Below are 24,947 nucleotides of genomic sequence, written 5' to 3'. Positions count from 1 at the left end.
GAGGGAGGGATCCAGTACAGGTCCGAGTCGGGCTCTTCCACTTCGTGTTCTGCCAGTTCGGGTACTAGGTTGCGATCCAACCAGGCGTGCCAAACTGCGCGCTGCAGCCGATGACGGCTAATCTGCTCTGCGGCATCGTCTAATGCCCCGAGCCGCCGGGCCAGCGCCGTAAGGCTGGTCCCGGCCGTAATGGTCCAGTGTCCGTGCCGGCGTTCGATCATGTCGTAGCTGCCCATGGTTGCCAGGGACGTTTCGACGGCCGTGCGGCTGAGTCCTGTGGACCGGACGATGGCTGCTGTCGTGGGGGAGAGTCGTCCGCGTTCGATGGATTCGTAGACGAGGGCGGCGACGTCGCCCAGGGCGCGGAAGACGGGGCGGATGCCATGGATTTTTCCACTCCGCCAGGAGAGATCGCGTGCGAGTTGTTCAAAGTGCTGGGGGAGTTGGATCACGTAGGTATCAGCGTTGCGGCCGCGGGCATCGGCGACTTTGGTCAGGATGCCGTCTGAGGCTTGTTGGAGCATCGGGAGGAGTCTGGCGATGGTGCCGTGGTGTTTACCCAGTGCGGTGGCGAAGGTACGGCAGCCTACGTCCAACAGGTCGGTCTCCATGGTTCGCATGTAGCCGAGTACTGCGCGCAGCAGCAGGCGCAGGCTCAGGCCTTCGCGGCCGCGTTCTTTCAGTCTGTGGTCCAGCACGGCGTAGAGGACATTTTCAAGATCGTTCACGAGCTGGTGCACAGCAGCTTTGCTGCTGGTTCTAGTCGCCCCCCCTGTGGGTTCTGTGGGGCTTGTGTCGTTAATACGGGTAGCTCTTCTGCCTGTTGGCTGGGTTCCCCGTTTTTCGATCCAGCGGCAGGCTTCGGTCCACTCCGAGTAGATGAGGCGTTCCTGCCGGTCGGTGTTGGTGTACAGGGCTGCAAGGCCGGGGAACTGGCCACCCAGCTCGAGGCGGACCTGGTCCAGGGTCCAGCCGCAGGCGGCGAAGTGGTTCAGGACCGCCATGCGGGCCTCTGACGGGCTGGCGTATTTGGCTGTGTCGTACAGCCCGGTACGGGCCAGCACCCGTAAGGGAGATTGGCTCCCGCCAAAGGGGACGGGGCGGATACCGTGAGCCGTCGCCGCGGCCGCCATTTTGGCAGTGCGGTCTTTCAGTTTGCGGGCCCGCTGGAGTTCGGGCGCCAGAGCACTTCGGAGAGCAGTGACAGCGCTGGCGGAGTTGCGGCGCCGCATAATGTCGTAGGCCATTGCCAGAGGCGTGGTGAGGATCTGGTGCCCTCCAGACTTATGTGCGGTTCCTGGAACCCGGATACAGCCGTCGGTAACGTTCTGGTGCGGGCTGGGATCAAGACTCGGAGCCAGCAGGGTCATGGCTTCGATGAGTTCCCGGGCCTCCGGGCCGCTAACACGTTCCGCGAGCGGGATGTAGAGGTGGCGTCCGCCGCTGGGGGAGAAGTCCGCGACGTAGCGGACACCGCAGCTTTCCAGAAAGTCCCCGAGGCGTCGGGCATCGTCATCGACGACGCCTTGCAGCGCTTTAGAAGTGTCAAGGTCAAGGCAGAGAGTCGCCACGGAGCCATCTGCTCCATGAATGGGAACGGCCGCCGGCTCCCTTGGGAGGGAACCGGTGATCCGGGGCGCGTTTAGCGGCCGGGGGTACTGAAACCGGCCCTTTATCCAACGTCCCAGGCGATACGTCGGGGCGCCTGCGATCAGCGGGGCCAGCTTCCACGCCATGACCGGCGTGACTTGACACGCGGACGGGGCTGCGTCAGTTGTTGACGGCGCGGCCGCGACAGGTACCATAGACAACAGCTAGTCCCTTCGAGGTATAGCGAATGGAGCGCCCCTCACGGGGAGCTTGTGGAAAGTTCAGATCGTTGTCCGCCAAGATTCGGATCTGAACGCATACTTTTTGAAGGCCCGCCTAGTGCGGGCCTTCAGTCTTTAACTGGCCTTAGCGATAGGCAGGGACTCCTGGCCTTCTAGGGCATCAAGGTCGATGGTGCTTAGGTGCTCATGCAGCAGCCGCGCGAGCAGTTCAGAGCGGCTCTCAGAGGTGATTTCTACGACTCTGCTGAGCTTTACGGCATCCGCGCGGGGAATCTTGGATGTGACAGTCAGGCGATCGCCCTTATGCATCCGTGCCATGGACCCTCCTAAGTTTGTGTACCGAGCCCTAGCCAATATCAATCCGATTGCCTTAAGTGGGATGTGAACCCGGCGTGTCGGATCAGGAGCGGCCTTCTCGATCTCTTTAGATCGTCCAACCACTATAATCAATCTTGGACATGTCTAAGGGTACACGGGCACACACAACGTCTCTCTGGAGCACCCTTCCTGTCTGGTCGGTCCATGAGAGGGCCTTCCAGCCTCTTTTTCGGGAGTTTGAATTGATGCACACAAGCCGAGTGGAAAGTATTGCCCGGCAAAAAACGCTCAGCCGCGGACAGTACGAAGATATCTATCGTCAGTTCGTTCTCTTCGACCTGGCCGAAGACATGGATCTGGGCTTCTTTTTGGCCTACTACCGAAACTTTTCCGTCCCTTCGCTGGCCAAAGCGCTGGAGGCGACGGGGGAGATTCGCTCACGCCCCCAGAAGAGGTCTTATGACACCGCGATCGTGATCTACGAGATCATCGCCGGAGGGCTTGATAGCGAGCGGGGTGCTGCAATGGTCGCGCTCTTGCGTAACGTGCATAAGGGTGTCCCCGGAAGCAATGCTGACTTCGTCTATGTCCTGATGACGATGCTGGTCGTTCCGATTCGGTGGGTGGACAGGCACGCTTGGCGCCAATCCTTGGACGTTGAAAAACAAGCGGCCGTGGATTTCTTCGCTGAGCTCGGAACACGCATGGGACTGCAAGATATCCCCAACGATTTCGCAGGCGCTGAGGAATTCCTGGACAGCTATGAACAGGAGTATGTGGCGCCGAGTCCCGCCGGGCTGAGCTTGATGAGCTCGACACTAGGCGTCCTCCGCGGGCGCCTGCCGGCGCCGGTGCGTCCGGCCACAGAATTGATCCTGTCTGCAATGCTCGAAGACGAGAGGCAGTCGTCAGCACTGGGTCTTCCCCAACCGAAGCCCTTCGTTGCGAAGGTGCTGGCAGGACTCTTGAAGTTCAAAGCCGCCGTGTCATCAAGGCGCCCTCTGAGGACGACGCCGCGGTTCAGGCCTGGCTTGTCAGGTTCTTCGCAGTACCCCTCCGGTTACGCACTCGAAGACCTGGGACCCGTCAAACCATGACTCCGCTTATCGCCCCTAGCTACGTCGGATTGGTTCAATCAACTATCTCCGAGCTCGGTTTACCTGAAAAACTGACCCTGGATGGGCTGCGCCACATCGTCTCTACAAGGCGGGCACGGAAACTGGTGGTCCGGAGAACCGAGGAGCTTTCGGGCAGCCTGGTCTGCGCCATGACGTACTGCAACGAGAGCGTAGACCTCGTCCTGTTCGCGCCCGCCGATGAACGCCGGCGCGAGGACCATTATGTGTGTCACGAATTTGGTCATCTGCTATTGGGCCATCACGAGCGGGCCCGAGGAAACGTGGCACGCCCTATGCCCCTTCTGGGTTCGGCGATGGTCACCAGACAGCTGCAGGTGGGCGACGTCGAACCGAAGCTGCTGGGACGGCGCCGGTCTGCCACCTGCTCAACATTTACCGTGGTGGAAGAGAAACGCGCGGAGAGCTTCGCGGACATCATTATGGACCGTATCTGGCGCGCCAATCGCCGCCCAATGGATGAGCCGTCAAAGTTCGCCGAGGTGTTCGGGTGATGAGTGTACTTGTGGCCTCTTGCCTGGGACTCCTGACACTTCTGAGAGTTTCGGCCCTCTGGAATCCTCCTGCGCGGCCGGCTTTCATGGCTTCAGTTTTCGCGACAGCAGGATTCACCCTGTACATCGAGCCGGTTTACGTCGCTGTCGACTCAATCATGGGAGGCCGCAATCTCGCCGGGTTGATTCTCTCCCTGTCCGTTCTCGCAGCCTTCTCGCAACTACATGTAGCTGTCACCAGCGCTGCTGGTGCATCCGCAAATATCGTCGCCAACGCACGCCGAGGTACCTTTGGACGGCACAAAGTTGCTTGGATACTCGCATCTCTGATTCTTATAGCTGGATTCTTGATGAGCGACCTTCCCGTCACCAGCCCCTCGTTGATCCGTACCTATGGATCCCAACCGGGCATGATGGCCTTCCTCTTGGCCGCTTCTTCCTTCATCGCCTACACCAGCGCCAGCATCGTCAGAGTTCTTGTCAGTCATCTTCGACAAATGTCCGCTGCCTTCCGGTTCGGTTTCTTCCTCGTCTGCGCCGGCTGCCTGGGTGCCATTTCCCTGCTAGCTGCTAGATCTGTGCTGCAATTTGTGGCCGACCGCTCCATTCAAGAATCGTTTTCCCCGTACTACGGCGTAGGCCAGGGGGTGGCCGTTATCTGCGTTGCAGCAGGGCTTTCAACCTCGCGTTTGGTTGGCATAGGACACACGGTCTCCTTCGACATCGCTGCCAGGTGGCACTTACTCCGGATGCTTCCTCTCTGGCGAGCAGCCACTAGAGGGAAGCCGAACTTGGTGCTCCACAACGGCAGACTCCCTGTAGCGGATGTTTTCAACGCCAGACCCCACACGGCTCTGCAGCGCCGCATAACCGAAATCCGGGACTGCCTTCTGGTTGATCCCGACGGGCTCTCGGACACGTGGGCCACCCACGGATCGATCCTCATTCAAGCAGAACGACTGATGAAAGCACCGCTAACAACTTCAAGCACTGATAGGACCGCAGCATGATCAACAAGCAGAACGCGTCCAAGCGGCGAGAAGAGCTATCCCGCCGTTTGGACCTCCTCATGGACGTCGTCGTCGCAGAGGGCGGACACCCATACAAATTTGCTGACATCCAGTCTGCGCTTGCCGCTAAGGGCGTCGGTTTGTCGCGGGCACGCTGGTTCTATATGCGGGAGGGGACAGGGGCGACCGTAACGGATCCTAAGCTCCTATCAGCCCTGGCCGACTTCTTCGGCGTCCCCGCGGCATATCTTTTGGACTCGGATCCATCCCTGCCAGCCAGGGTGGAGGCTCAGCTCAAACTCTTGAAGGCGATGAGAATCGCTGAAGTCCGTAGTTTCGCGGCCCGAGCACTCGGTGACCTATCTCCGGAGGCAACGGAGGCCATCGCCAAAATTCTCGAGGACGAAATGAAATCAACGGACTAGTTGTATTAGCCATGTCTAAGACATGGCTATCCTTGATCTATGACCTACCACTCGTGCAGGGCCCAAACCCGCAGAGCAATGGAGCGTTACACGCCCTGGCTCACCAGGGCGCCCTCAGATTCGCATGTCACGATTCCGCCCCCAGCGCATACGAACGAAGGCTCTCTAGAAGCGCCTCGATGCGTGGCATATTCGCCGAAAAGGCATGATTCAGCCGACCGGTCGCGGTACCGAGGACAGGGGTTTTTTTCAGCACGCCGGCTCCCGCAAGGACGCCGGCAGCCTTGCTTAGGGTCGCCGGCGAAAATTCGGCCAGCTCTTTGGCAAGCTCAGCACGCGTAGCAGGTTCACTCCTGCCTGCCAGGTGGTGGATAAGGGCAAGGTTTACCCCACTACTGAAGACGGTTTGAGCAGTCGCTACCGCGTCATTCCATGCGGGGTCTGCGGGCTTAACCAGTCGGGGCATATCGAACATCCTACTTGTCGCACATTGTTGTCAGCTCAGGCCAATGCCGTCGTTAAAGAGATACTTAAAGTATTGCTATAATATTTTAGATAACACTAGGAGGAGGGCTCGAGTGCAACCCAAGAGACTCATCATCGGAGCAGGCGTCGCGGCACCTTTGGCGGTCCTTGGGCTCATCTCGTCCATGCTTCTCCTGCTGGGGCCCGCGAAACCTGCCGTGGCTGACTGTGGCCCGGTCTCGGTCGTAGTGGACGGGAACACGAAGGTCGAGGGTTACACCCACGAACAGCTGAAGAATGCCGCAACGATCATGGGCGCCGGGAAGGCACAGGACTTGTCGGTCAACGGGCAGATGGTCAGCGTGATGGTAGCCCTGGGGGAGTCGGGGTTGCGGGTGCTCGATGCCGGCGACGGCGCCGGCCCGGACTCCCGCGGGCTGTTTCAGCAGCGCGACAACGGCGCGTGGGGCTCCTACGCGGACCGCATGGACCCCACCACGAGCGCAACCAACTTCATCAAAGCCCTGAAAGGCGTGGCCGGCTGGGAGCTGTTGGAACCGACGATTGCCGGCAACAAGGTCCAGCGCAACGCCGACCCGTACCACTACCAGAAGTACTGGCCCGAGGCCGTCAAACTCGTCCAGGCGCTCTCGAACTCGAAGTTCTCCCTGCAAGGCAGCGACTGTGCCATCCCCGGACAATCCGGGGCCGGGGATGACTACCCATGGAAGAACTCACCGACCTGGCTGCAGGTCGGCGCCAACACAGCCAGCACCTCACCGCTGGGAATGTACTACCGCGAGTGCGTGGACTTCGCCCTCTGGCGGGTCAACCAGCAGATGGGGTCCACCAGCGCACCATTCAAGTTCCTCAACGGCTCCTTCCGCCCGGACGGACAGGGGCTCGGCTCGGCCCTGACCTGGAAGGCCGGCTGGGACGCCAAGGGCTGGGACTCCGGCAACACACCCCGGGTCGGCGCCGTTGTCTGGTACGCACCCGGCGCCGGGGGAGCGGACCCGAACTTCGGCCACGTCGCCGTCGTCAAGGAAGTCAAAGACAACGGGACATACGTCGAAGAGGGCTACAACGGCAACCCGGCCCCGGCGGACCACGCCTACTACACCCGGACCGTGACCAGCACTGTCCCCTCAGCTTTCCTGTACCTGCCCACCCAGGAGGAGAAGAAATGAAGAAGCCCCTGACCCTGGTTGGCGTGGCGCTGCTGTGCGTTTCGTGCGCACCGGCCGCGAACACGACAGCGCCAACGTCTGCCAGTGCCAGCCCCACGGCGTCTGCGCCGGTCTCCCTGAGCGCCAACAGCGGACTCCAGGCACCGGGCGGCACACCATTCCCGCCACGATCGGCATCACTTGGGATCAGGCCAGCAAGGACAAAGCCGTGGACGTCGCAGGGAAGGCCATGACGGATTTCGCCCGCCCCACGATGGAGGACGAGCAGTGGGCGAACGACCTGGCCCGGTGGCTGACCCCGCGGGCCACCGCCGACTACTCGGCCGTGGACCCGGCCAACATCCCGGCCTCCCGCGTCACCGGCCCGGCCACCCTCGCCGTCGATGAAACCAACGGCTTCGGCGTCAAGGCCTCGGTCCCCACCAACGCCGGGACCTACACGGTGCAGCTGCTCCGCACGGGCAAGGACTCCCCGTGGAAGGTCAACCGACTCACCCCACCCGCCTCCTAAAGCGCCTCAGTCCATCCCCACGTAAGGAAGAAGATCATGGCTACACCACCAAACGAAGTCTTGGCCTTTCCCAACATCCGGGCCATCGTCCGCGATAACGGCACCGCCGAAGTCATCGTCGCGGGCAACTCCCGCGTCGTCCCTGCCGGGGATACCGTGCAGGAACTGCGCACCAACGCCCTGGCCCTCATCGTGGGCGAGGCACAGACGCTCCAGCGCCCCGTCCGGGTCCGGATCGAGGACCCCGACGGCCAGGGCGAACTCATCGTCCACCCGGACAGCAGGATCGAATCCGTCTCCTATGACCCCCACCAAAGCCGCCGGCGGGCAGAAGCCCCTGCAACCACACCCCCAACCGTCGCCCCGGCCATCATTGAAACCGTCGCCGCTCCCACACCGTCGCCCGTTGCCGCGCCGGTACAGTCCGCACCGGTGGACGCCCAGCCGTGGCCACCCGCCCCGGTGGCAGTCGCGGAACCAGCGGACACCGTCCCGGCGCCGGCCACCCCGGAACCGCAGACGGCCGTGGTTGCTGAGGAAGAGGTGCCGACGCGGCGCAGCTTGAAGGAAACCTCGTTCCTGGTCAGCGTCCCGGTGCTGGAACCGGCTACACAGGGCTGGCGCGGAACGCTCACGCGCCTGGGACTACGGATGGACCCCTCGGAGGAAGAACTCACCGAACGCGAGGATATCCGCACGGTCAGCCAGCACTGGCCCGGCCCGCGCACCATTGCCGTGGTCAACCGTAAGGGCGGGGCAAACAAGACCCCCACCGTGGTGATGCTCTCGGCCATCCTCGCCCGCTACAGCGGCGCCGCCACGGTCGCGTGGGACAACAACGAATCCCAGGGGACCCTGGGTTGGCGGACGGAAAAGGGCTCCCACGACCGGAGCGTGTTGGATCTGATCGATTCCTCGACCGAGCTGCTGTCCCCGTCAACGAACGCGGCCGAAATCGCGAAGTTCGTCCACCACCAGACGGCGGATAAGTTCGATGTCCTGCGTTCGGATGAGAACGAGGAAGGCGATCACGAAGTGACCGCTGAGGAAGTCGATATCGCCCATCAGGTCCTCACCCGCTATTACCGGCTGGTGGTGATGGATTCGGGCAACACTGCCCGGGCCGCGAACTGGCGGCGGATGATCGACCACACGAACCAGCTGGTCGTCCCGGTGACGGCCATTGAGGACCGCGCCGAAGCGGCCCGGCTGACGCTGCAGACGCTGGAATCCCGTGGCGGCCACGACGCGGAGCTGGCGCGCAACGCCGTTGTCATCGTCTCTGAGTCCACCGACGCCAAGCGCAGCGTGAGCGGGGATGCCCTGAAGCGGGCCAAGGACGAAGCGCAGCGGATCGCTGACGGCTTCGAACCGTTCGTCCGGGCTGTCGTCCGGATCCCCTACGATCCGGCCCTGGTCAACGGACCCATCCGCTATGAAGCCCTCCAGCCCGCCACCCGGCGGGCATGGCTCGCGGCCGCGGCCGCCGTCGCCGCCGGCTTCTAAAGACACTCACCAACGGACTTTGAAAGGAGGCCATCGTGCAACAGTCCCTGAACCCCTGGATCACCCGCCCGGCCACCGCCGATGGCGCAGAACCGGCAACCCCGGATGCGCACGTGCCGCCGGCGGCCGTGATCAGTGCGCCGCTGCGGGGAATGGTCGAACCCGACGCCGCGGACCGCCTGGCCCGCCGCACCTTCTCCGGCTCCGCAGCGCTGTGGGTCACCGGGACTCACGGCGGCTCCGGTGAAAACCGCATCGCTGATCTGATCGACGGGGCACGGCCCGCCGATCACTGCTGGCCCGTTCTTCAGGACGGCAGCAAACCCCGGGTGCTGCTGGTCTGCCGCGCCGACATGCGCGGCCTGACAGCTGCACAGAGCGCCCTGACCCAATGGGCCTCGGGCGCGGCACCCGCGGTTGATCTGCTCGGTCTCGCCGTTCTGGCTGACGCACCGGGGAAGATTCCCAAACCGTTGCGGGACTTCGCCGCCATCGTCGGCGGGGGAGCGCCGCGGCTCTGGACCCTGCCATGGGTAGAGGCATGGCGGCACGGGGACGCCACAAGAGAGCCGGCCCGCGAGTACCAACGCTTCATCACTGACTTAACCACCCTGGCCACCACCACCACCAAACCCGGCACCACCAATTGAAAGGTCTCTCACCATGAACTCCTTCTCCGCAGTTGCAGCGTCCGTCATCCCTAACCCGACTCCCACCGTCCCGGCAGAAGCCGGCGGTCTGCTCACGGTCCTGAACTGGGCCTCCGGCATCGGCCTGGTCCTCGGCGTCCTGGGCGTGATCATCGTGGGCATCGGTATGGTCATCCAGCTCCAGCGCGGTGAGGGGGCCCAAGCCATCGGCAAGCTCGGCTGGGTCCTGATGGGCTGCATCATCATCACCGGCGCCGCCGGCATCGTCCGCGCCTTCGTCTAAACGAGCACCAACAACGGGAGGTTCACCATGAGCCAGTCAACAGAGAGCACCACCGAAAGCAATCCGTTCACCAAACCCCGGTTCATCATTGCTGCCGCGCTGGTGGTCGCGCTGATAGCAGCAGCCATCGTTATCTTCCTGCTCCCCAAAGGGGAGGACACCGCCCAGCCCGCAACGGTTCCCTCCGCACCCGCCCAGTCGGCTAGTGCCAGCCCCAGCGCCTCGAATATCGCTGGGAAAAGCGTCTGCGGTTTGCCGGCTTCTTCGGAAACTACGCTGGGCTCAGCGCCGAAGTCCAACTGGGAGCTAGTCGGCAAAATGGCAGCCCCGACCGATCCCAAAACCTTCGGGCCTGGGCTGACGGACGACAGCGGATTCAGGTCCTGCTTTGCTCACTCGCCAACGGGTGCCCTTTACGCGGCAATGAATGTAGCTGCGCTGGGCTCATCAGGAGCGTCCGAGCTTGAGATGAAGCTCGCGGACAAATTGCTCGTGCCCGGCGCTGGAAGGGATGCTGCCATGCGCGAAACAAGCGCGGGCGCCAGTTCCTCCGGGAACAGCACCACCATCCAGGTCCAAGGGTTTCTGATCAAGTCCTACACCGCTTCTGAAGCCAGCGTTGATTTGGCCTTCAAGACGGACACCGGAGCCCTTGGCCACTCAACGTTGTCCATGCGATGGATGGAAGGAGATTGGAAAGTGAAGCCGGCTGACGATGGCGTAACTTTCAGCAACGTGTCACAGCTCAGGGATCTGAGCGGCTTTATCCTCTGGGCCGGAATCTGACATGGCCGAATGCAAGTGGGGGGACATGGGGTGCGGATTCGGGAACGCCCTCGCAGACCTGACTGACGACGCCATGGGCAATATGGCCAAAGCCATCATGGAGGGCATGAGTCAGATGGTGACGACTCTGTCGACTTTTTGGGTGTCCATGCCCACGGTGAACTTGGCCAGTGCGGACGGGGCAACGCCGAGTCCCATTGTTTCTGCGGTCAATAGCGAGTTGTTGCCTTGGACGCTGGCGCTGGCGGTACTGGCGGTGATCGTCGGCGGTATCCGGATGATCTGGGAGCAACGCGGGGCGCCGCTGAAGGATCTTCTGCGGTCCCTGCTCACTCTGACCTTGGTGTCGGGTCTGGGTCTGGGCGTCATCTCGATCCTGGTGATTGCGGCGGACGCTTTTTCAGCCGCGATCATCGACCGCTCCACGAACGGCAAGGGCTTCGCCGATGCAATGAACGTCCTGGTGATGACCAATCAGGCCGGGGTCGGCGTATTTATCCTCATCATCCTGGGCCTGATCGGGCTGATTGCCTCTCTCGTTCAAATCGTCCTGATGGTCGTGCGCAGCGGCATGCTGGTGATCCTGGCGGGCATCCTGCCCACCACCGCTGCTTTCACCAACACGGAAATGGGGAGGCAGTGGTTCCAGAAAGCAATCGGGTGGACCATCGCCTTCATCCTCTACAAACCGGCGGCGGCCATTGTCTACTCGGTCGCTTTCCTCCTCATGGGCAGCAGGGGCCAGGACGCTTTGATCGGCTCCATTACCGGGTTCACGTTGATGCTCGTCGCCCTCTTCGCATTGCCCGCGCTGATGCGGTTCGTGACTCCCATGGTGGGTGCCGTCGCCTCCAGCGGTGGAGCGGGAGCAGGAGCCGCCGTCGGGGCCATGGCCACAGGTGCTGTGTCCATGGGCCGTGGCGGCAGCGGTAAAGGCAATGCCTCCCCGACGCCGGCCAGTACACAAAGCACCCAATCGGGGTCATCTCCGAGGGGCAGTAACGGAACGGCCGGCCCCAGGGGGAACGGGGGCCAGCCGACACCCGGGGCTACTGGACCGGGTGGGGCTGCCAGCGCCGCAACAGCCGGTGCAGCCGGCACCACGGGCGCCGCCGGGGCAGGAGCTGCTGCCGGCACCGCGGGTGCCGCGTCGGGAGCGGCGTCAGCTGCGAGTCCGGCCGGTATGGCCGTCGCCGCAGGAGCACAAGCAGCGTCCAGGATTTCCCAGGCCGCACAACAGACCGCGCAGGATTCAACCGGGGAGGGCCCCAGTGGCAGCAATTAATACCGAATACAAGGAACCGTCCTACGGCAACTGGCGCGTCCCGCGCTCTGCCGGGCTGGGTAACCTCGGCGCGATCGGCACCGGCATTGTCATGGCCGGGTTGTTGCTGGGCATCATCAGCTTCGCGATCTGGGGCCTCTTCCCGGGCCTGGGGGTCCTGGCCGTGGCCGGGGCCAGTGCCCTGTTGCTGACGGTCAAGGACAAGCACGGCCAGTCCGTTGTTGACCGGTTCGGCACCCGGATGAGCTTCCGGCTCTCCAAGTCCTCCGGAACGAATCTCTACCGCTCCGGCCCCCTCGGTGTGACGGCCTGGGGCATGTACCAACTGCCCGGCCTCGCCGCGAAGTCCACCCTGTACGAATTCACCGACTCCTACAAGCGCCCGTTCGCGCTGCTGCATGTGCCGTCCACCAGCCACTACACCGTGATTTTCTCCACCGAACCCGACGGCGCGTCCCTGGTGGACCCGGAGCAGGTCGATGCGTGGGTGGCGAACTGGGGCGGCTGGCTCGCCGGCCTCGGAGACGAGGCGGGCCTGGACGCCGCCGCCGTAACGGTGGAGACCGCACCGGATTCCGGCTACCGGCTCCGCAATGAGGTCACGATGAACATCGACCCGAATGCCTCGGATTTTGCCAAGGACGTGCTCAACGAGGTCATCGACACGTATCCGGAAGGTTCGGCCACGGTCCGGGCCTGGGTGTCCCTGTCCTTCAACGCCTCCCTGCGGGCCGGATCGAAGAAACGCACACCCGAAGATGTGGCCCGGGACCTCGCGTCCCGGATCCCCGGGCTGTCGGCCCGGCTGCAGTCCACCGGCGCCGGGATCGCCCGTCCGATGTCCGCGCAGGAACTCTGCGAGGTCGTCCGGATCGCCTTCGATCCGCCCGCTGCCCTGATCATTGACGAAGCGCACGCCGCCGGCTCCCCGGTGTCCCTGACTTGGGGCGAAGTTGGACCCTCCGCGACGCAGGCGAGCTGGGATGACTACCGGCACGACAGCGCGTTCTCAGTTTCATGGACCATGACCGGTGCCCCGCGCGGTTCGGTGAACTCCTCGGTCCTGTCCCGGCTGCTGGCCCCGCACGGGGACATTGACCGTAAGCGGATCTCGCTGCTGTACCGCCCGATGGATTCGGCCCGTGCCGCGGCCGTGGTGGAGCGGGACCAGAACAACGCCAACGTCCGCATCACCTCCGGAAACCGCCCGTCCGCCCGGGCCCTGGTCGATGCCCGTTCCGCCGTGCAGACCGCGCAGGAAGAGGCTCAGGGCGCCGGGCTGGTGAACTTCGGCATGGTCGTCACGGCCACCGTGACCGACAAGGAACGTCTCGCCGATGCCGTGGCCGCCGTGGAACAGACCTCCGGCACCGCCCGGGTGCTGCTGCGCCGGGCGTACGGCGCCCAGGACACCGCGTTCGCCGCGTCCCTGCCGCTCGGGCTGGTCCTTCCCAAGCACAGCCTCCTGCCCTCCGAAATCAAGGACGCCCTGTAATGGCCCGCATGAGGTTTTTGACAGCAAAGACATCAAAGACAGTAAATGAGTCAGCGGACACCGGCGTGACAAAGCGTCCTGCCCGCGAAGCCGGCCCAGGTGCCCGGGGCTGGACCGGACGCGGCGGCGGGATGGCCGCCCTCGTCCCGTCCGTGAAGGAATACCGGGGAACCACGGTCCAGGTCTGCGGGCTGTGGCCGTTTTCCTCCGGGGCATCCTCGCCCATGATCGGCGTCCCGCTCGGACGCCATGAGGAAACCCAGGCCACGGTCTGCTGCGACCCGATCAGCTGGTTCCAGCGGGCACGTCTGATTTCCAACCCTTCCGCGTTCATCCTGGGCAAGCCGGGGCTGGGAAAGTCCACCGTTGTGCGCCGGATGTTCATCGGACTCTCCGCACAGGGCGTCCACCCTCTGATCCTGGGGGACCTCAAAGGCGAGCACGTCAAAGCGGTCCAGGCGCTCGGCGGCCAGGTCATCAAGCTCGGCCGCGGCGTCGGCTACCTGAACATCCTCGATCCCGGCCAGGCCGTTGAAGCCGCGCAGCTGCTCGAAGACAGCGGCCACCATGAGGACGCCGCCCGGGTCCGCGCTGACGCTCACGGCCGGCGCCTGACCATGGTTGTCTCCCTGATCACCATCAGCCGGAACAACCCGCCCACCGATCAGGAACAGACGATCCTGGACCGTGCCCTGCGGGTCCTCGATGACCGGTTCGACGGTGTCCCGGTCCTGAAAGACCTGTTGGACGTGATCATCTCCGCCCCCGATGAGCTGCGCCAGGTCGCACTGGACCGCGGCGACATGGCCGTCTACCTGCAGGAAACCCGGGCACTGGAAGCAACCCTGCTCGGGCTGACCGGAGGCGGGAAGCTCGGAGAAATCTTCTCCCGGCACACCACCAACCCCATGATGCGCGACCGCGCCGTGGTCTTCGATGTCTCCAGCATTGACGAGACCGAAACCGACCTCCAAGCTGCAATTCTGCTCGCGTGCTGGTCCTACGGCTTCGGCACCGTCAACGTCGCCAACGCCCTCGCGGACGCCGGCCTGGAACCGCGCCGGAACTACTTCGTGGTCCTCGACGAACTGTGGCGGGCGCTGCGCGCCGGCAAAGGCATGGTGGACCGGGTAGACGCCCTGACCCGGCTGAACCGCTCCGTGGGTGTCGGGCAGATCATGATTTCCCACACCATGTCCGACCTGCTCGCGCTCCCGGCGGAAGAAGACCGGATGAAAGCCCGCGGATTCGTCGAACGCTCCGGCATGGTGATCTGCGGCGGCCTCCCGGCCTCCGAAATGCCGTTACTGACCTCGGCCATTCCGCTGTCCCGGCAGGAGCAGCAGAAGCTCATCTCCTGGCAGGACCCGCCCGCCTGGGACTCCCGCGGACTCAACGTCGAACCTCCCGGACGCGGGAAGTTCCTGATCAAGGTCGGCGGCCGGCCCGGAATCCCGGTCCTGGTGGGACTGACATCTTTGGAGCAAGGCCCGGACGGAGTCAACGACACCGAGGGAAAGTGGAGAGAAACCCCGGAAACCCTCCTCGAGCCAATGACCCCTGACGTACCCCTTGAAGGAGGCACACTGTGAGCGCACCGAACCGCAAAGGAATGGGCCTCGGGGATGCCCTGCTGGTCTGGATGGCCATCGGCTTCATCGTCATCGTCGGCGGCGGGACCTACGCGGCCGCCCACCTGGGGTTCTGGATGGCCGGCATCGACGCACCCCCCAAACATCCCATCGACCTGATCTCCGGACTGGTCAAGGGCCGCGTGCCGTGGCCCGTCCAGTCCACCGTCGCGGCCGCCCTCATGGCAGGCGTTCTCCTGGTCCTGGCCATCGTCGTGCTCGTGGCCTGGAAGAAGGGTGCGTCCAAGCGTGCCCGCGTCGACAAGGCCGCCCGGTACCTGGGCCGCGGGAAGTCCTTGGCCGCGTTCTCCGAGAAGGGCGCGAAAGCGACGGCGAATCGGCTGGGAGTGACAGGCACGCCGGGCATCGTGGTGGGCAAGGTGGTCTCCACCGGCCAGACGTTCATTCAGTCCTGGGAAGACCTCAGCCTCGATATCTGGGGTCCCCGGACCGGTAAGTCCACCTCCCGCGTCATGCCCGCGATCCTGGATGCACCGGGTGCTGTCGTTTCCACCTCGAACAAGCGTGACGTGGTGGACGGCACCCGTGGCGTCCGCGAGCTCACGGCCCCGGTATGGGTGTTCGATCCGCAGAAGATCGCGCAGGAGGAAGCACAGTGGTGGTGGAACCCGCTCTCCTACGTCACCGACGAAGAGAAGGCGTACAAGCTCACGCAGCACTTCTCCGTCGGCTCCCGTGTCCCGGGATCCAAACCGGACGCCTACTTCGACCCCAAGGCCGAAGACATCCTCTCCTCGTACTTCCTCGCTGCCGCGCTCGGTGAGCTTCCCATCACGCAGGTCTACCTGTGGGTGACGGAGCAGGTAAACCGGGAACCGATCAACATCCTGAAAGAGCATGACTACGAGCTGCAGTACAAGGGCCTGGAGTCCACGCTGGAGCTGGCCGACAAACAGCGCGACGGTATCTTCGGCACCGCCGAGAAGATGATCCAGTGCCTGAAGTCCAGGAACACGCTGCGCTGGGTCGCTCCGATGGGTGGCGCGACGGTAGCCACGGACGCCCGCCGGCAGTTCAACCCGCACGCTTTCGCCGCCTCACAGGAAACGATCTACATCCTCTCCAAGGAAGGGGCCGGCTCAGCTTCCCCGCTCACCACAGCGCTGACGGTGGCGATCGCTGAGGCAATGGAGGAACGGGCCGAACGCAGCGGCGGCCGTCTACCCAAACCAGCACTGTTCGCCCTCGATGAGTTGGCCAACGTCGTCCGCTGGGCAGCCCTGCCGGACCAGTTCAGCCACTACGGCTCCAAGGGCCTGATCGTCATGGGAATCCTGCAGTCCTGGTCCCAGGGCGTCGAACTCTGGGGCGAGGCGAACATGCGGAAAATCTGGTCGGCCGCGAACGTCAAGGTCTACGGCGGCGGCGTCGCTGAAGAAGGCTTCCTCCGGGCGCTCTCGGACCTGATCGGGGACTACAGCTACACCAACGTCTCCATCTCCTCCGGAAAATCCGGCTCCAGCCGCTCCCGGCAGGAGGGCAAGGAACGAATCTTCGACGTCTCCAACCTCGCGGAACTGGACCGAGGCCGCGCCGTCGTCCTCGCCTCCGGCGCACCCGCCACACTGGTCCGCACCATGCCCTGGTACACCGGCCGGCACAAAGACGCCGTGGAAGCCTCCATCAAGAAGTACAGCCCCCGCCCGGAGGAACCGGACGCCGTCCTGGTGCCCTCCGCTCCGGTCGCCAATCCCTGGGTCACCGGGTAAGGAAGCAATCAGCCATGGCAGATGATTTCGGATTGTTCGACACGGACACCCCCGCCCCCAACCCCGGCGCCGGCGAAGATGGGAAACCGGAGAAGGTGCCGGAGCTCGTCTACGGCACGGCCGAAGAGTTCCTTCACGAGCAGCTGCTGCCGACATACGTCCGCAGCGTCACCGGCAAGACCGCAAAGTGGTGCATCGAGTGGTACTTCCACCCCGAAGCCGTCTCCCGCATTGCGGCCTTGTGGCGTTCCTGGGAGCACCTGCGCCTCGACCCCGCCACCGGCATGAGCGTCTGGTGGAGGGACCACGCAGACCACCACATGGGCGTCCTGCTGAACCCACAAGGGCCGTTCTACAACTGCGACATGAAAGAACACCGCGAACCAGAACACCTTGAGCCCAAGAAAGCACCCCGTGGCTGGTTCCGTGACGCGCGGCAACCCGAAGCTGGAGGATCCTTTTAGTAGGCTCAACGATTACGTGTTTGCGTCGATAGTCGGGGAATTAGGAATGAAAAAGTGAGCGCGGAAGCGGCAGCAGTCGAAGAATTCCGGCAGGTTGTCGACGCCCTAGCGAAGGTAGATGGATGGAACGGACCAGACCATGGCATTAAGCCAAGTTTCGGTTCGCTAAAGAAATCGTTCCAACGCGGGGACAAGAGGGAAGCTAAGGCGCCCGGGTACAACCCTAGATGCGCCTACATAGGATGCAACGTCCAAGGGAAAAAACTGGTCTCATCCAACTCACATGTGATCGCCAAGTCTGCCTCAATCATGCCTCTCGCAGACCCGCGCACCGCACCACACCTCAAAGTACTTCAACCTGACTATAGGGATCTCACAAACCCAGCCCTGCGACCAGTGGATGTCGGCCAGGCGTCGACATTCATCGGATACTGCCGGCCCCACGAAGACTCCTTTCAGACTTTCGAGCGGGAGAAAGAGCTGAAGACAACGGAGCATTACATGTTGCAGCTCATGCGCTCCGCAGCTCGAGAGGTCTGGAAGAAAGAGGTCTACATAAACAGCCTTGAGGAAATCGGTCAAACATACAAGGGCGCGGTAGACGGCCTTCGCATCAGCAGTGAGGAGAAAGACCACTGGCGCAAACGGATTCAATCGCCGGTTGACGACCTGCAAACGGAAGCGGCAATCCAATGGGGTCGACTTCACTCAATCCACACAGACCTCTATGCGGCACTCCACTCAAACACACTTCCACGCTGGGTGATCAAGACCGAGTACGAGAGCAATCTCAAAGTCGCGCTCTCAGGAAGCACGTTCCTGGATGAACTTCCGGCAGTCGAGGGCGCTCCTGCAGCACCGATGTTCGTCATGGCCGTTATACCAAACGGGAACAAGACCTTGATGCTTCTGGCTTCCTCCAGCGACGACTCTCTCTGGGTTCAGTCCTATGGGATGGCCCATCTCGCAAATCCTGACGCTCTTACACAGGCATGGATGGGCGCTACGGACCATTGGTTCACGAGTCCGGAATGGTGGAACGACCATGCCCCCGAAGCCTTACGCCGAGACGTGCTGGACCGCCTCGCTAGGCCCTAAGCGGGCAGCCAGGCACTGTTGGTTCCCTCTAGTTCGCTGATGGGTCGACCTTAGAGAAACGGATGGAATTGCATGAAAAACCGACGGGGATTCAAACTTTGAACCTTCGGCGGACGCTACTACTGCTGAGTTCGGTCGCCCATAGTCGCAAAGTAGCGCATGGCAATATCCCGACCACTGAGGGCACGGCGACCCTGCAGCCAGCTCATGACCGTCATCGAGATCTTCGTCAGAGGATCGGCAAATGCAGTCGCAGAGGGCACGGCTTCGCCGGATAGCAACCAAGAGAAACCCAGGCCCAAGCCAACCTCCGTGCTAGTTGATTTCATGAGGTTACCGAGCTTGGACCTCTTTCCCGATTCTCGCAGTTCCCTAGCTGCTTCCTGCATGCGTTCCCTGAATATTGAATAGGCGGCGCCTGCGTCCTGGAGGGTGTCGCCATCTTTTGGTAGCTGATCCATTGCACTCTTCAGTTTGTCTCTGAAGCTTTCAAAAGCTCCGTCCCTACGCAGTGCAAGAGCGTCTGCAGTCGTCAAGTTTGTGGTGTCCAGATTGGGAATTTTCCCTGCAGCCAACGTGCGAACGTGCCGCGTGTCACCTCGTAGTTGTTGAAGCGATGAAGAGTCGAAGCCCGGCGCTGCCCGTGTGATTACTTCATCCAAGAGATGGCGTTCAAGGGCTCTTGTGAGAGTGAGGTCGCAGGCGCTGTCCTCGCTGCAAACCGCTAACTGCCAGGAAACGTAAATTACGGCAGAGGCAAGAGCAGCGTTGGCCCGCCTTGCTTCTAGGGCGTTTCTGGGAGGTCTCAGGCTCAAACTCTTAAAAACGGCACCAAGCTCATCTACATATTCGGCCTCGGCCCTGGGGCCGGATCGGACAACGTCTTCGAATGCCATCTCAAAGTTGGAGAATCCAAATTCGATCATGTTCCCGAGACCGAGCGCGTCGGTGACAGCCTGTCGTGATGGGCTGGAGAAGCTTGGCCGTGCTGAAGTGAAGCGGATTAGACCGCCCGCAATTAGTGGTTCAACTTCAGCTATCTGGGTTACGACTCGCTGTAAGTCTGCAATGGCTTGCTCGCGATGCCCGGTGCGCGCTGCAGCCGCCACTTCGTAAAGTGGGTCGGAGGCAACCAAGCCGTCATACGCAAGTAGGAGACTGAGTGCTTTTTCCTGAACTTGGCCAGACTCCCCCAGCCCAAAGAGGCTGCCGGGATTGAACCGATGATGGCTCAGCAAGGGCCATACCTCACTGTTTCCTCTGGTAGGACGTTCAGCCGCATTCGAGTCTGAGTCTCGCGCCTCAAGTACTTTACGAAGATCGCGTTCCCTTAGCTGCCAACCACGCTTAACTACCGTGCTCGGGCTTTCCCCTAACCCAAGAGTGAGCTGCTCCATTAAACCCATTGGCGAAGTCTACGGCCCCTATCGCGGCTGCAGCAGGAACCTGGTTCCGTTGAGTTACCTCGCGGGACCGGTTTTGCCTCGTTCAGCGGCCACGGCTGCCCCTGTGCGGGTCTTCTTGGCCTTGGCCGCGCCCTTGCCCATGCTGACAGCAGCGCGGGGGTGTGTGCCCTCGCTGCGTTCCGCAGCGGCGCGCCCACGGACTTGAGTTTCGGTGGCTCCGGTTGTTGCCAGGGATGCTGCGAAGGCTTCCTGGCGTTGCGCTGACCCGTAGTCGGTTGCCGACGTAGTCTCCGTTTTCAGGCCCTGGTCTTTGAGCCGGCCGCTGTCGCTGCCGGTGACGCGGTTCTCGATCTCGCGGCCGACGCTTTCCATGCGAGCGAACAGTTCCTCTTCGGCGCGCGCGTACCGCTGTTCCACAGGCGTCCTTTCGGAGCCTGTAAAGCCTCCCTCTGCCAGGAGTTTGGCTTCGTGCATGTCCTTGGCTGCCTGGACGAAAGCGGGATCCTCGAAGTGTGAATCCGCGGCGCCGTTGATGTTCGCGGTAGTTTCTTTGCGCAGCTGGTCGACGTCGGGGCCGTTGATGCCGTCCTTGCCGATGAGGAAGAGGCGTTCCTTCACGGTGTCGGCGGCGGCCGCCACTGCCGCGGGTGTCTTGGCGGCGTGTGCGGTCTGCAACGCCTGGGCCAGTTCGGGGTTGGCAAGGTACTCCTCGGGCACCTGGTGGCGTTCCATTTCCGGGGCCAGGGTCGCGGCCTGGGCGCGGAGTTCTTCGGCGCGGGCCGCGGCGAGCAATCCCATGGCTTTCTCGTGTTCGGCGGCCGCCTTGCGTGTCTCTTCCTGGCTGCGGTCCAGTGCGTCCTGCCGTGCCTTTTCCGTGGTTATGGTCTGGATCCCTGATTCCAGGTAGGCGGCGTCCGCGCCGACGTCGTGGGTGTCGATGCCGTAGCGGGCGAGGACTTCCTGACGGATCTTTTCCGAGGCCGCGAGGGCGGTCGGGTCGTAGTCTTTCCAGCCTTCAGCGACGGCGTGGGCCGTGGCGATGTCGTGGGGCTGGGCCTTGTCCCACCACTGGTCTCTATTTACCGGTGCCAGCGCCGCGTGCGCGGCGCTGCGGTCTGCCGTTCGCCGGGCCTGCGCTTCGTGCGCTGCCTGGGCATCCTGGTGTTCCTGCTGCCGTTGGGATTCCTGCCGGCGACGGGCCAGCGTCTCGGCAATGCGGGACGCGATCATCAGCGACTGCCGCATTCCGCCGTCCAGCAGTTCGTCCATTCCGTCTGATTCACTCATCGTGCTCCCCTTGCAGTTGGTGGTGGTCTTTATCGGTCCAGTACGGGGCCGGAATCACGGCCCGTGTGCTGGCGGGTTTTGGCCGGCATTGGTGTGCTCGGTACCGCTGACCCTGGACGGATCGGCGCCATGCCGCGCAGTCCAAGTTCCACGGAGTTCGGAGCCGCAGCCTGTTCCGGTGCACCGACGGTGACCGGGCGGGGCATGGTCGCCGCGAACGGCCTCAGCTGCTCAGTAACGACAGCCCGGAGCCGCTGCGCTTCACGTGTACGTCCGGACTGCTGGTGCATCTCGTGGATGGCGAAAGCAGTGTTCACCAGCTGCAGCATGAGCGCCGACTGAGCGGCCGTCTTGCTCTTGCTGGACGCGGCCATGAACAACATGGCAGTTCCGGCAATGGACGGCAGAGCGACAGGCTTGCTGTGCTGCCGTGGTGCCCGGAGCTGGGCGGTGCGGGACAGCTCGGCGGCGGTGGCCGCCAGCGGACCCGGCGTCGGTTCGAGCCGGTGGGACCATGCCGCGAACGCGCCGGATACTTCCCTCGCCGCTTTCGCCCAGGTGGCGTGATCATCACGGGGCAGTGTACGCAGCTGCTCAACCAGGGCACTCGCGTTCCGTGTGTATTCGACCCACATCTCCGCCGGGGGCGTCCCGTTCTCGGGACCGGTCCTGGAAACGGTGCGCCTGTTGCGGGCTGCCGCGTTCCACTCAGCTGCAGCCTCTGGTGCGAGGTGCGGTGAGTCCATCCACTCTTCACGCAAGGCACCAAGCTTCAGGTCGGAGGCGAGGGTGCCGCCGCCGAACCAGATAGGACGCTCGCCCTGCTTGGGCCGTTCGGCTACGGAGTACCCAACGATGACGTCGGTGGTGTTCTTGGCGTAGCGGGGGCGGACCAGCATCCCGGTGTCGCGGGCACGCCGGACGAACTCACCTTCGGTCGCGGAGGAGCTGGCGCTGGCACGGACTTTCCGAGCCAAAGAGGACCGGTGCATCTCCCGCTCATCCCGGACAGCGGTGGCTTTCTCGGCCCGGTCGTAGCCACGTGTGGAGTGCACGGTAGAGAGCTGTTCCAGTCCGTACTTGACCTCCAGCTCACGGCACGATTCCTGCGCCCTCTTGTAGTCCCCGTGGGTCGATGCTTTGGTTCCGTCTTCGCGGACCAGGGACACGGCCAGGTGGATGTGGTGGTTGCCGTTCTCACTCGTTCCGTGGTTGACCGCAACCCACCGGCAGCGGGCCTTTCCGCTACTTTCGGTGAAGCCCATGGAGTCCACGAAGTCGTTCGCGATGTCGCCCCACTGCTGGTCCGTCAGGGCGCCCTCTTCGGCGCGCAGGCTCAGCGAGCAGTGCCACACGCTGGCATCCTTGTAGCCGACGTGGACGCGCTCTTTCTTCGCCGCGTCCCACTGCATGTCCTTGATCTGCACCGATACGTCATATGCCCGGCGCGGCTGGTCAAGATGCTTGGCAATCGCAAGCGCATCGTCACGGTCCAGCACACCATCGTCGTACCACGCCATGATCGCTGCGTCGCCGGCTACCAGGTGCGGATCGGAGTGCGCGTTCTTGGTCTTGTTGGCATCCGTCGACGCCAGGTAAACCATGAGGCCGCCCATGCGTGAACCGCGGGTGATGTTCGGAATCATCCCTACATCAGCCCCTCAATGGTCCGGTCGATACGCATGGCCACCGACCGCAGGTGCTTCGACGCTTCGTGCGCCTCTGCGGGGAACTCGCTCGTGGCATTGGCCTGCCGTGCAAGCTGGTTGATGTTGTTGGAGGAACGCGCCAGCAAGTTGTGCAGAGACATCAGTTCCGCGATAGCGGCACGTCGTTCTGTTGTCGTCTCCTGCGTCTCGGACAATGCCGAGGTAATCAGCAGGTTCGGGACTGTCACCTTCTCGCGTTCGGCCCTTGCGACAAGCGCGGCTTCCTCTTCCACAGTGACCCACAGGTCACGGCGCTTCTTGGTGCCGGTGGGAGTGTTCTCCCGGCGTCGGCGCGACAAATTGAAACGGTGAGTGAATCCCTCATCCGACATTCAATCCATCCCTTCAAGGCCCAGCGCAGCGACCCCTGAACCGGGGACCACACTGACCAGTGTGCCGCACACGACCGCCAGTGTCGAGCGCGACAAGCCACTTACACCCGTGTAAGTGTATAGCTTGCTCCGTAGGGTCTTCTTTGGAGATTATTTCGGCTTTCGCACTTGGTCTCCGAAAACCAGCTTTCGGGTGTCACTGGTGGCCGGTAGGGTTTGAGTATGAACATCAACGACATTGCCGCTAAAGCCGCCGCCAAGATCGACGCCGCCAGGGACACCAAAGTCAACGCAGTCAAGACGGCCGCCGCCAGCGGCGTGGAGGTTCAGGAAGCAGCGCAGCTGCTCGCGACAGCGGAACAGAAATACGCCAAGGACTACCAGGCTGCCTTGCGCGCCGAATGGACTGAATCCGACTTGCGCGGCTTCGGACTGGACGTACCGACCAAGAAGGCCGGCGGGCGTCCGCGGGGCCGGAAGGGCGCGCAAGAGTCAGCTCCCGTCGCTGGCGTCTCCGAGTAGTAACCCCTCGCCCACATGGGCACGGCAAAAGCTATTTCCTACGGGCTTTTCCCGCACACATCTGGACGACGGGACCCACCTGACCGTCTGCACACAACCACCACGTCACCATCCCCAGCGCACGTCTCCCTGGGTGAGCGGTGGCCGTGCACAGTCTCCGTATGGGGCGGCCGGCTCGGAGATAGTCAAAGGGAAACCACTGAGCCGTGGGAACTGCACCGCCCAGGTATAGAGCCGGTCTCCGGTTTGCCGTCCGGGTGCGTGTGGTTAAACAGAAAAGGACCGGCCTGGTGGCCGGTCCTTTTCTGCTCCTCGGACAAAGGAAATCTGTGATCCAGCTTAGCTGAATGTTGTACCGGCGCTGAACGGCTGACGTGTCATCGTATCGCCGGAGCCGCGGCACCTGGATGGTTCCGGGAGGTCGCGTCAAACGGCGGTCCGCCGCCGGTGAGTTGCTGCTGTGGTTCGCACCGTGCGGCGGACCGCCCGACCTCTGGAAGGTTCCTGACGCTCATGCGCTGAGTTGCCGGGGGCCTTGCCGGGCGGCTGGGGCTCCGCCCGGCAAGGGGCTCTTACGCGGCTGCGTGTTCCTGGGCGGGGGCGGCGCTGTCGAGGATGATCTGCTCGACCGGACTTGCCGTATACCCCCAGGCAATGAGCCGGGTCAGATAGTCGATGTGGCGGATGCTCGGGGACCGCCATGAGTCCTTGGCGATGGTCTTCTCATACCCTGCGCAGACCAGCGCGATCAGGGATACCTCGGGCCGTACCGTGGACCTGGCCACGTGGTCCCGCAACGGGTTCCAGGCCCACCGGTCCGAAGTCTCCCCCGTCTTGGCTCCTGCCATCTCGGCGGCGACGGTTCCCTCGTAACTGCTGGCCGTTTCGGGATGGTGGGTGATGGCGTGAACGGTGAAGTGCTGCCAGCCTTTGGGCGGCTGTTTCTTCGCCAGCAGCGCTTTCACAAAATCGCGCCGGACCACAGTTGCCGACTGCATCAGTTTGTTGTTTTCTATCGGGGTTTTCCGCTCGGCCTTCTGCTCCTCCGTCATCGGACCTTTGTTCGCCGCTGACGCGCCGTAGCCGCTGTACCGGAGCGTGAACCCCAGCTCCTTCCATCCGGCCACGACCGGGACGGTGGAGTGATGGCCGTTGTAGGAGGAGGCGATGTGCACGGCGTTGGCGTCCTCCTCGGTGGCCGGTTCCCCGTCGGCCCGGTTCAGCGAGGACACCCGCACGTTTTCGCTCTCCCCGTCGTATCCGGCCCGTTCCACCACGGTGGTCCCGGCGGCTTCCAGCTCGGCGGTCAGCGCTGCGAGAGCAGACGGTTTCCGTCGGCGTCAATCACGACGCAGTGGTGATGGGCTTTGCCGGCATCGATA

At 63.2% G+C, this 24,947-nt stretch carries 23 protein-coding genes and 2 pseudogenes; 17 read left to right on the top strand and 8 right to left on the bottom strand.

Annotated elements, in window-relative coordinates:
- Together BJG92_RS15490 and BJG92_RS15485 are read right to left on the bottom strand one after the other, a co-directional pair.
- Positions 1–1,571 (bottom strand): hypothetical protein (locus BJG92_RS15490; protein ID WP_232084884.1); only part of this gene is annotated, 1,571 nt, incomplete at its 3' end.
- A gap of 375 nt (positions 1,572–1,946) precedes the next feature.
- On the bottom strand, positions 1,947–2,150 hold the full coding sequence (locus tag BJG92_RS15485) for a hypothetical protein (protein ID WP_232084883.1): 204 nt from the start codon (positions 2,148–2,150) through the stop codon (positions 1,947–1,949).
- A 260-nt stretch (positions 2,151–2,410) separates the two neighbouring features.
- Between BJG92_RS15485 and BJG92_RS15480 the strand changes: the two genes are divergently transcribed.
- The 4 genes from BJG92_RS15480 to BJG92_RS15465 all read left to right on the top strand — a co-directional run bounded on the left by BJG92_RS15480 (position 2,411) and on the right by BJG92_RS15465 (position 5,215).
- A complete protein-coding gene (locus tag BJG92_RS15480) occupies positions 2,411–3,247 on the top strand; it encodes an oxygenase MpaB family protein (RefSeq protein WP_232084882.1) in 837 nt (278 codons plus the stop codon).
- A complete protein-coding gene (locus BJG92_RS15475) occupies positions 3,244–3,780 on the top strand; it encodes a hypothetical protein (protein ID WP_232084881.1) in 537 nt (178 codons plus the stop codon). The genes BJG92_RS15480 and BJG92_RS15475 overlap by 4 nt, the downstream gene beginning before the upstream one ends.
- Positions 3,781–3,866: 86 nt before the next feature.
- A complete protein-coding gene (locus BJG92_RS15470; protein WP_232084880.1) occupies positions 3,867–4,790 on the top strand; it encodes a DUF6545 domain-containing protein in 924 nt (307 codons plus the stop codon).
- The gene (locus BJG92_RS15465) at positions 4,787–5,215 is read left to right on the top strand and encodes a hypothetical protein (protein ID WP_232084879.1); all 429 of its coding nucleotides are present in this window, start codon (positions 4,787–4,789) and stop codon (positions 5,213–5,215) included. Before BJG92_RS15470 ends, BJG92_RS15465 begins: the two co-directional genes overlap by 4 nt.
- A gap of 127 nt (positions 5,216–5,342) precedes the next feature.
- On the opposite strand, the gene BJG92_RS15460 is transcribed toward BJG92_RS15465, so the two are convergent.
- On the bottom strand, positions 5,343–5,681 hold the full coding sequence (locus tag BJG92_RS15460) for a hypothetical protein (RefSeq protein ID WP_232084878.1): 339 nt from the start codon (positions 5,679–5,681) through the stop codon (positions 5,343–5,345).
- Between the two features lie 112 nt (positions 5,682–5,793).
- On the opposite strand from BJG92_RS15460, the gene BJG92_RS15455 reads away from it, so the two are divergent.
- From BJG92_RS15455 to BJG92_RS15400, 12 genes and pseudogenes are all read left to right on the top strand, one after another.
- Entirely contained in the window at positions 5,794–6,870 is a 1,077-nt protein-coding gene (locus BJG92_RS15455) for a CHAP domain-containing protein (RefSeq protein WP_232084877.1), read from the top strand.
- Positions 6,867–7,381, top strand: a pseudogene (locus BJG92_RS15450) (hypothetical protein). Before BJG92_RS15455 ends, BJG92_RS15450 begins: the two are co-directional and overlap by 4 nt.
- Positions 7,382–7,417: 36 nt before the next feature.
- The gene (locus BJG92_RS15445) at positions 7,418–8,887 is read left to right on the top strand and encodes a chromosome partitioning protein ParA (RefSeq protein WP_232084876.1); all 1,470 of its coding nucleotides are present in this window, start codon (positions 7,418–7,420) and stop codon (positions 8,885–8,887) included.
- A gap of 35 nt (positions 8,888–8,922) precedes the next feature.
- Complete coding sequence (locus BJG92_RS15440; RefSeq protein ID WP_232084875.1) at positions 8,923–9,537, top strand: DUF6668 family protein; 615 nt, start codon at positions 8,923–8,925, stop codon at positions 9,535–9,537.
- Positions 9,538–9,550: 13 nt separating this feature from the next.
- On the top strand, positions 9,551–9,820 hold the full coding sequence (locus BJG92_RS15435) for a hypothetical protein (protein WP_232084874.1): 270 nt from the start codon (positions 9,551–9,553) through the stop codon (positions 9,818–9,820).
- 27 nt (positions 9,821–9,847) lie between these two features.
- Positions 9,848–10,606: a hypothetical protein gene (locus tag BJG92_RS15430; protein WP_232084873.1), complete on the top strand. Its 759-nt coding sequence runs from the start codon at positions 9,848–9,850 to the stop codon at positions 10,604–10,606.
- A gap of 223 nt (positions 10,607–10,829) precedes the next feature.
- Positions 10,830–11,891: a hypothetical protein gene (locus BJG92_RS15425; protein ID WP_232084872.1), complete on the top strand. Its 1,062-nt coding sequence runs from the start codon at positions 10,830–10,832 to the stop codon at positions 11,889–11,891.
- Complete coding sequence (locus BJG92_RS15420) at positions 11,878–13,386, top strand: SCO6880 family protein (protein ID WP_232084871.1); 1,509 nt, start codon at positions 11,878–11,880, stop codon at positions 13,384–13,386. The genes BJG92_RS15425 and BJG92_RS15420 overlap by 14 nt, the downstream gene beginning before the upstream one ends.
- Complete coding sequence (locus BJG92_RS15415; protein ID WP_232084870.1) at positions 13,386–14,978, top strand: ATP/GTP-binding protein; 1,593 nt, start codon at positions 13,386–13,388, stop codon at positions 14,976–14,978. Before BJG92_RS15420 ends, BJG92_RS15415 begins: the two co-directional genes overlap by 1 nt.
- Complete coding sequence (locus tag BJG92_RS15410; RefSeq protein WP_232084869.1) at positions 14,975–16,747, top strand: type IV secretory system conjugative DNA transfer family protein; 1,773 nt, start codon at positions 14,975–14,977, stop codon at positions 16,745–16,747. Before BJG92_RS15415 ends, BJG92_RS15410 begins: the two co-directional genes overlap by 4 nt.
- Positions 16,748–16,761: 14 nt before the next feature.
- Positions 16,762–17,211 (top strand): DUF4913 domain-containing protein, encoded by a 450-nt coding sequence (locus tag BJG92_RS15405; RefSeq protein ID WP_232084868.1) that lies wholly within the window; start codon positions 16,762–16,764, stop codon positions 17,209–17,211.
- Between the two features lie 54 nt (positions 17,212–17,265).
- Positions 17,266–18,309: a hypothetical protein gene (locus tag BJG92_RS15400; RefSeq protein WP_232084867.1), complete on the top strand. Its 1,044-nt coding sequence runs from the start codon at positions 17,266–17,268 to the stop codon at positions 18,307–18,309.
- Positions 18,310–18,428: 119 nt separating this feature from the next.
- On the opposite strand, the gene BJG92_RS15395 is transcribed toward BJG92_RS15400, so the two are convergent.
- The 4 genes from BJG92_RS15395 to mobC are packed head-to-tail and all read right to left on the bottom strand — an operon-like array spanning position 18,429 to position 23,043.
- A complete protein-coding gene (locus tag BJG92_RS15395) occupies positions 18,429–19,715 on the bottom strand; it encodes a hypothetical protein (protein ID WP_232084866.1) in 1,287 nt (428 codons plus the stop codon).
- 54 nt (positions 19,716–19,769) lie between these two features.
- Positions 19,770–21,002: a hypothetical protein gene (locus tag BJG92_RS15390; RefSeq protein ID WP_232084865.1), complete on the bottom strand. Its 1,233-nt coding sequence runs from the start codon at positions 21,000–21,002 to the stop codon at positions 19,770–19,772.
- Between the two features lie 29 nt (positions 21,003–21,031).
- Complete coding sequence (locus tag BJG92_RS15385) at positions 21,032–22,648, bottom strand: relaxase/mobilization nuclease domain-containing protein (protein ID WP_232084864.1); 1,617 nt, start codon at positions 22,646–22,648, stop codon at positions 21,032–21,034.
- Positions 22,649–22,650: 2 nt separating this feature from the next.
- The gene (gene mobC, locus BJG92_RS15380; RefSeq protein WP_232084863.1) at positions 22,651–23,043 is read right to left on the bottom strand and encodes a plasmid mobilization relaxosome protein MobC; all 393 of its coding nucleotides are present in this window, start codon (positions 23,041–23,043) and stop codon (positions 22,651–22,653) included.
- Between the two features lie 222 nt (positions 23,044–23,265).
- On the opposite strand from mobC, the gene BJG92_RS15375 reads away from it, so the two are divergent.
- Complete coding sequence (locus BJG92_RS15375; protein WP_232084862.1) at positions 23,266–23,565, top strand: hypothetical protein; 300 nt, start codon at positions 23,266–23,268, stop codon at positions 23,563–23,565.
- Positions 23,566–24,137: 572 nt separating this feature from the next.
- Here the strand turns inward: BJG92_RS15375 and BJG92_RS15370 are convergent.
- Positions 24,138–24,902, bottom strand: a pseudogene (locus tag BJG92_RS15370) (chromosome partitioning protein ParB); the annotation flags it as partial.
- Positions 24,903–24,947: the final 45 nt, after the last annotated feature.

This window comes from Arthrobacter sp. SO5 (assembly GCF_020532805.1).
In the GTDB taxonomy this organism is placed as follows: Bacteria; Actinomycetota; Actinomycetes; order Actinomycetales; family Micrococcaceae; genus Arthrobacter.
The sequence above is the reverse complement of the archived record's forward strand: the minus strand, read 5'-3'. Positions and strand labels throughout refer to the sequence as shown.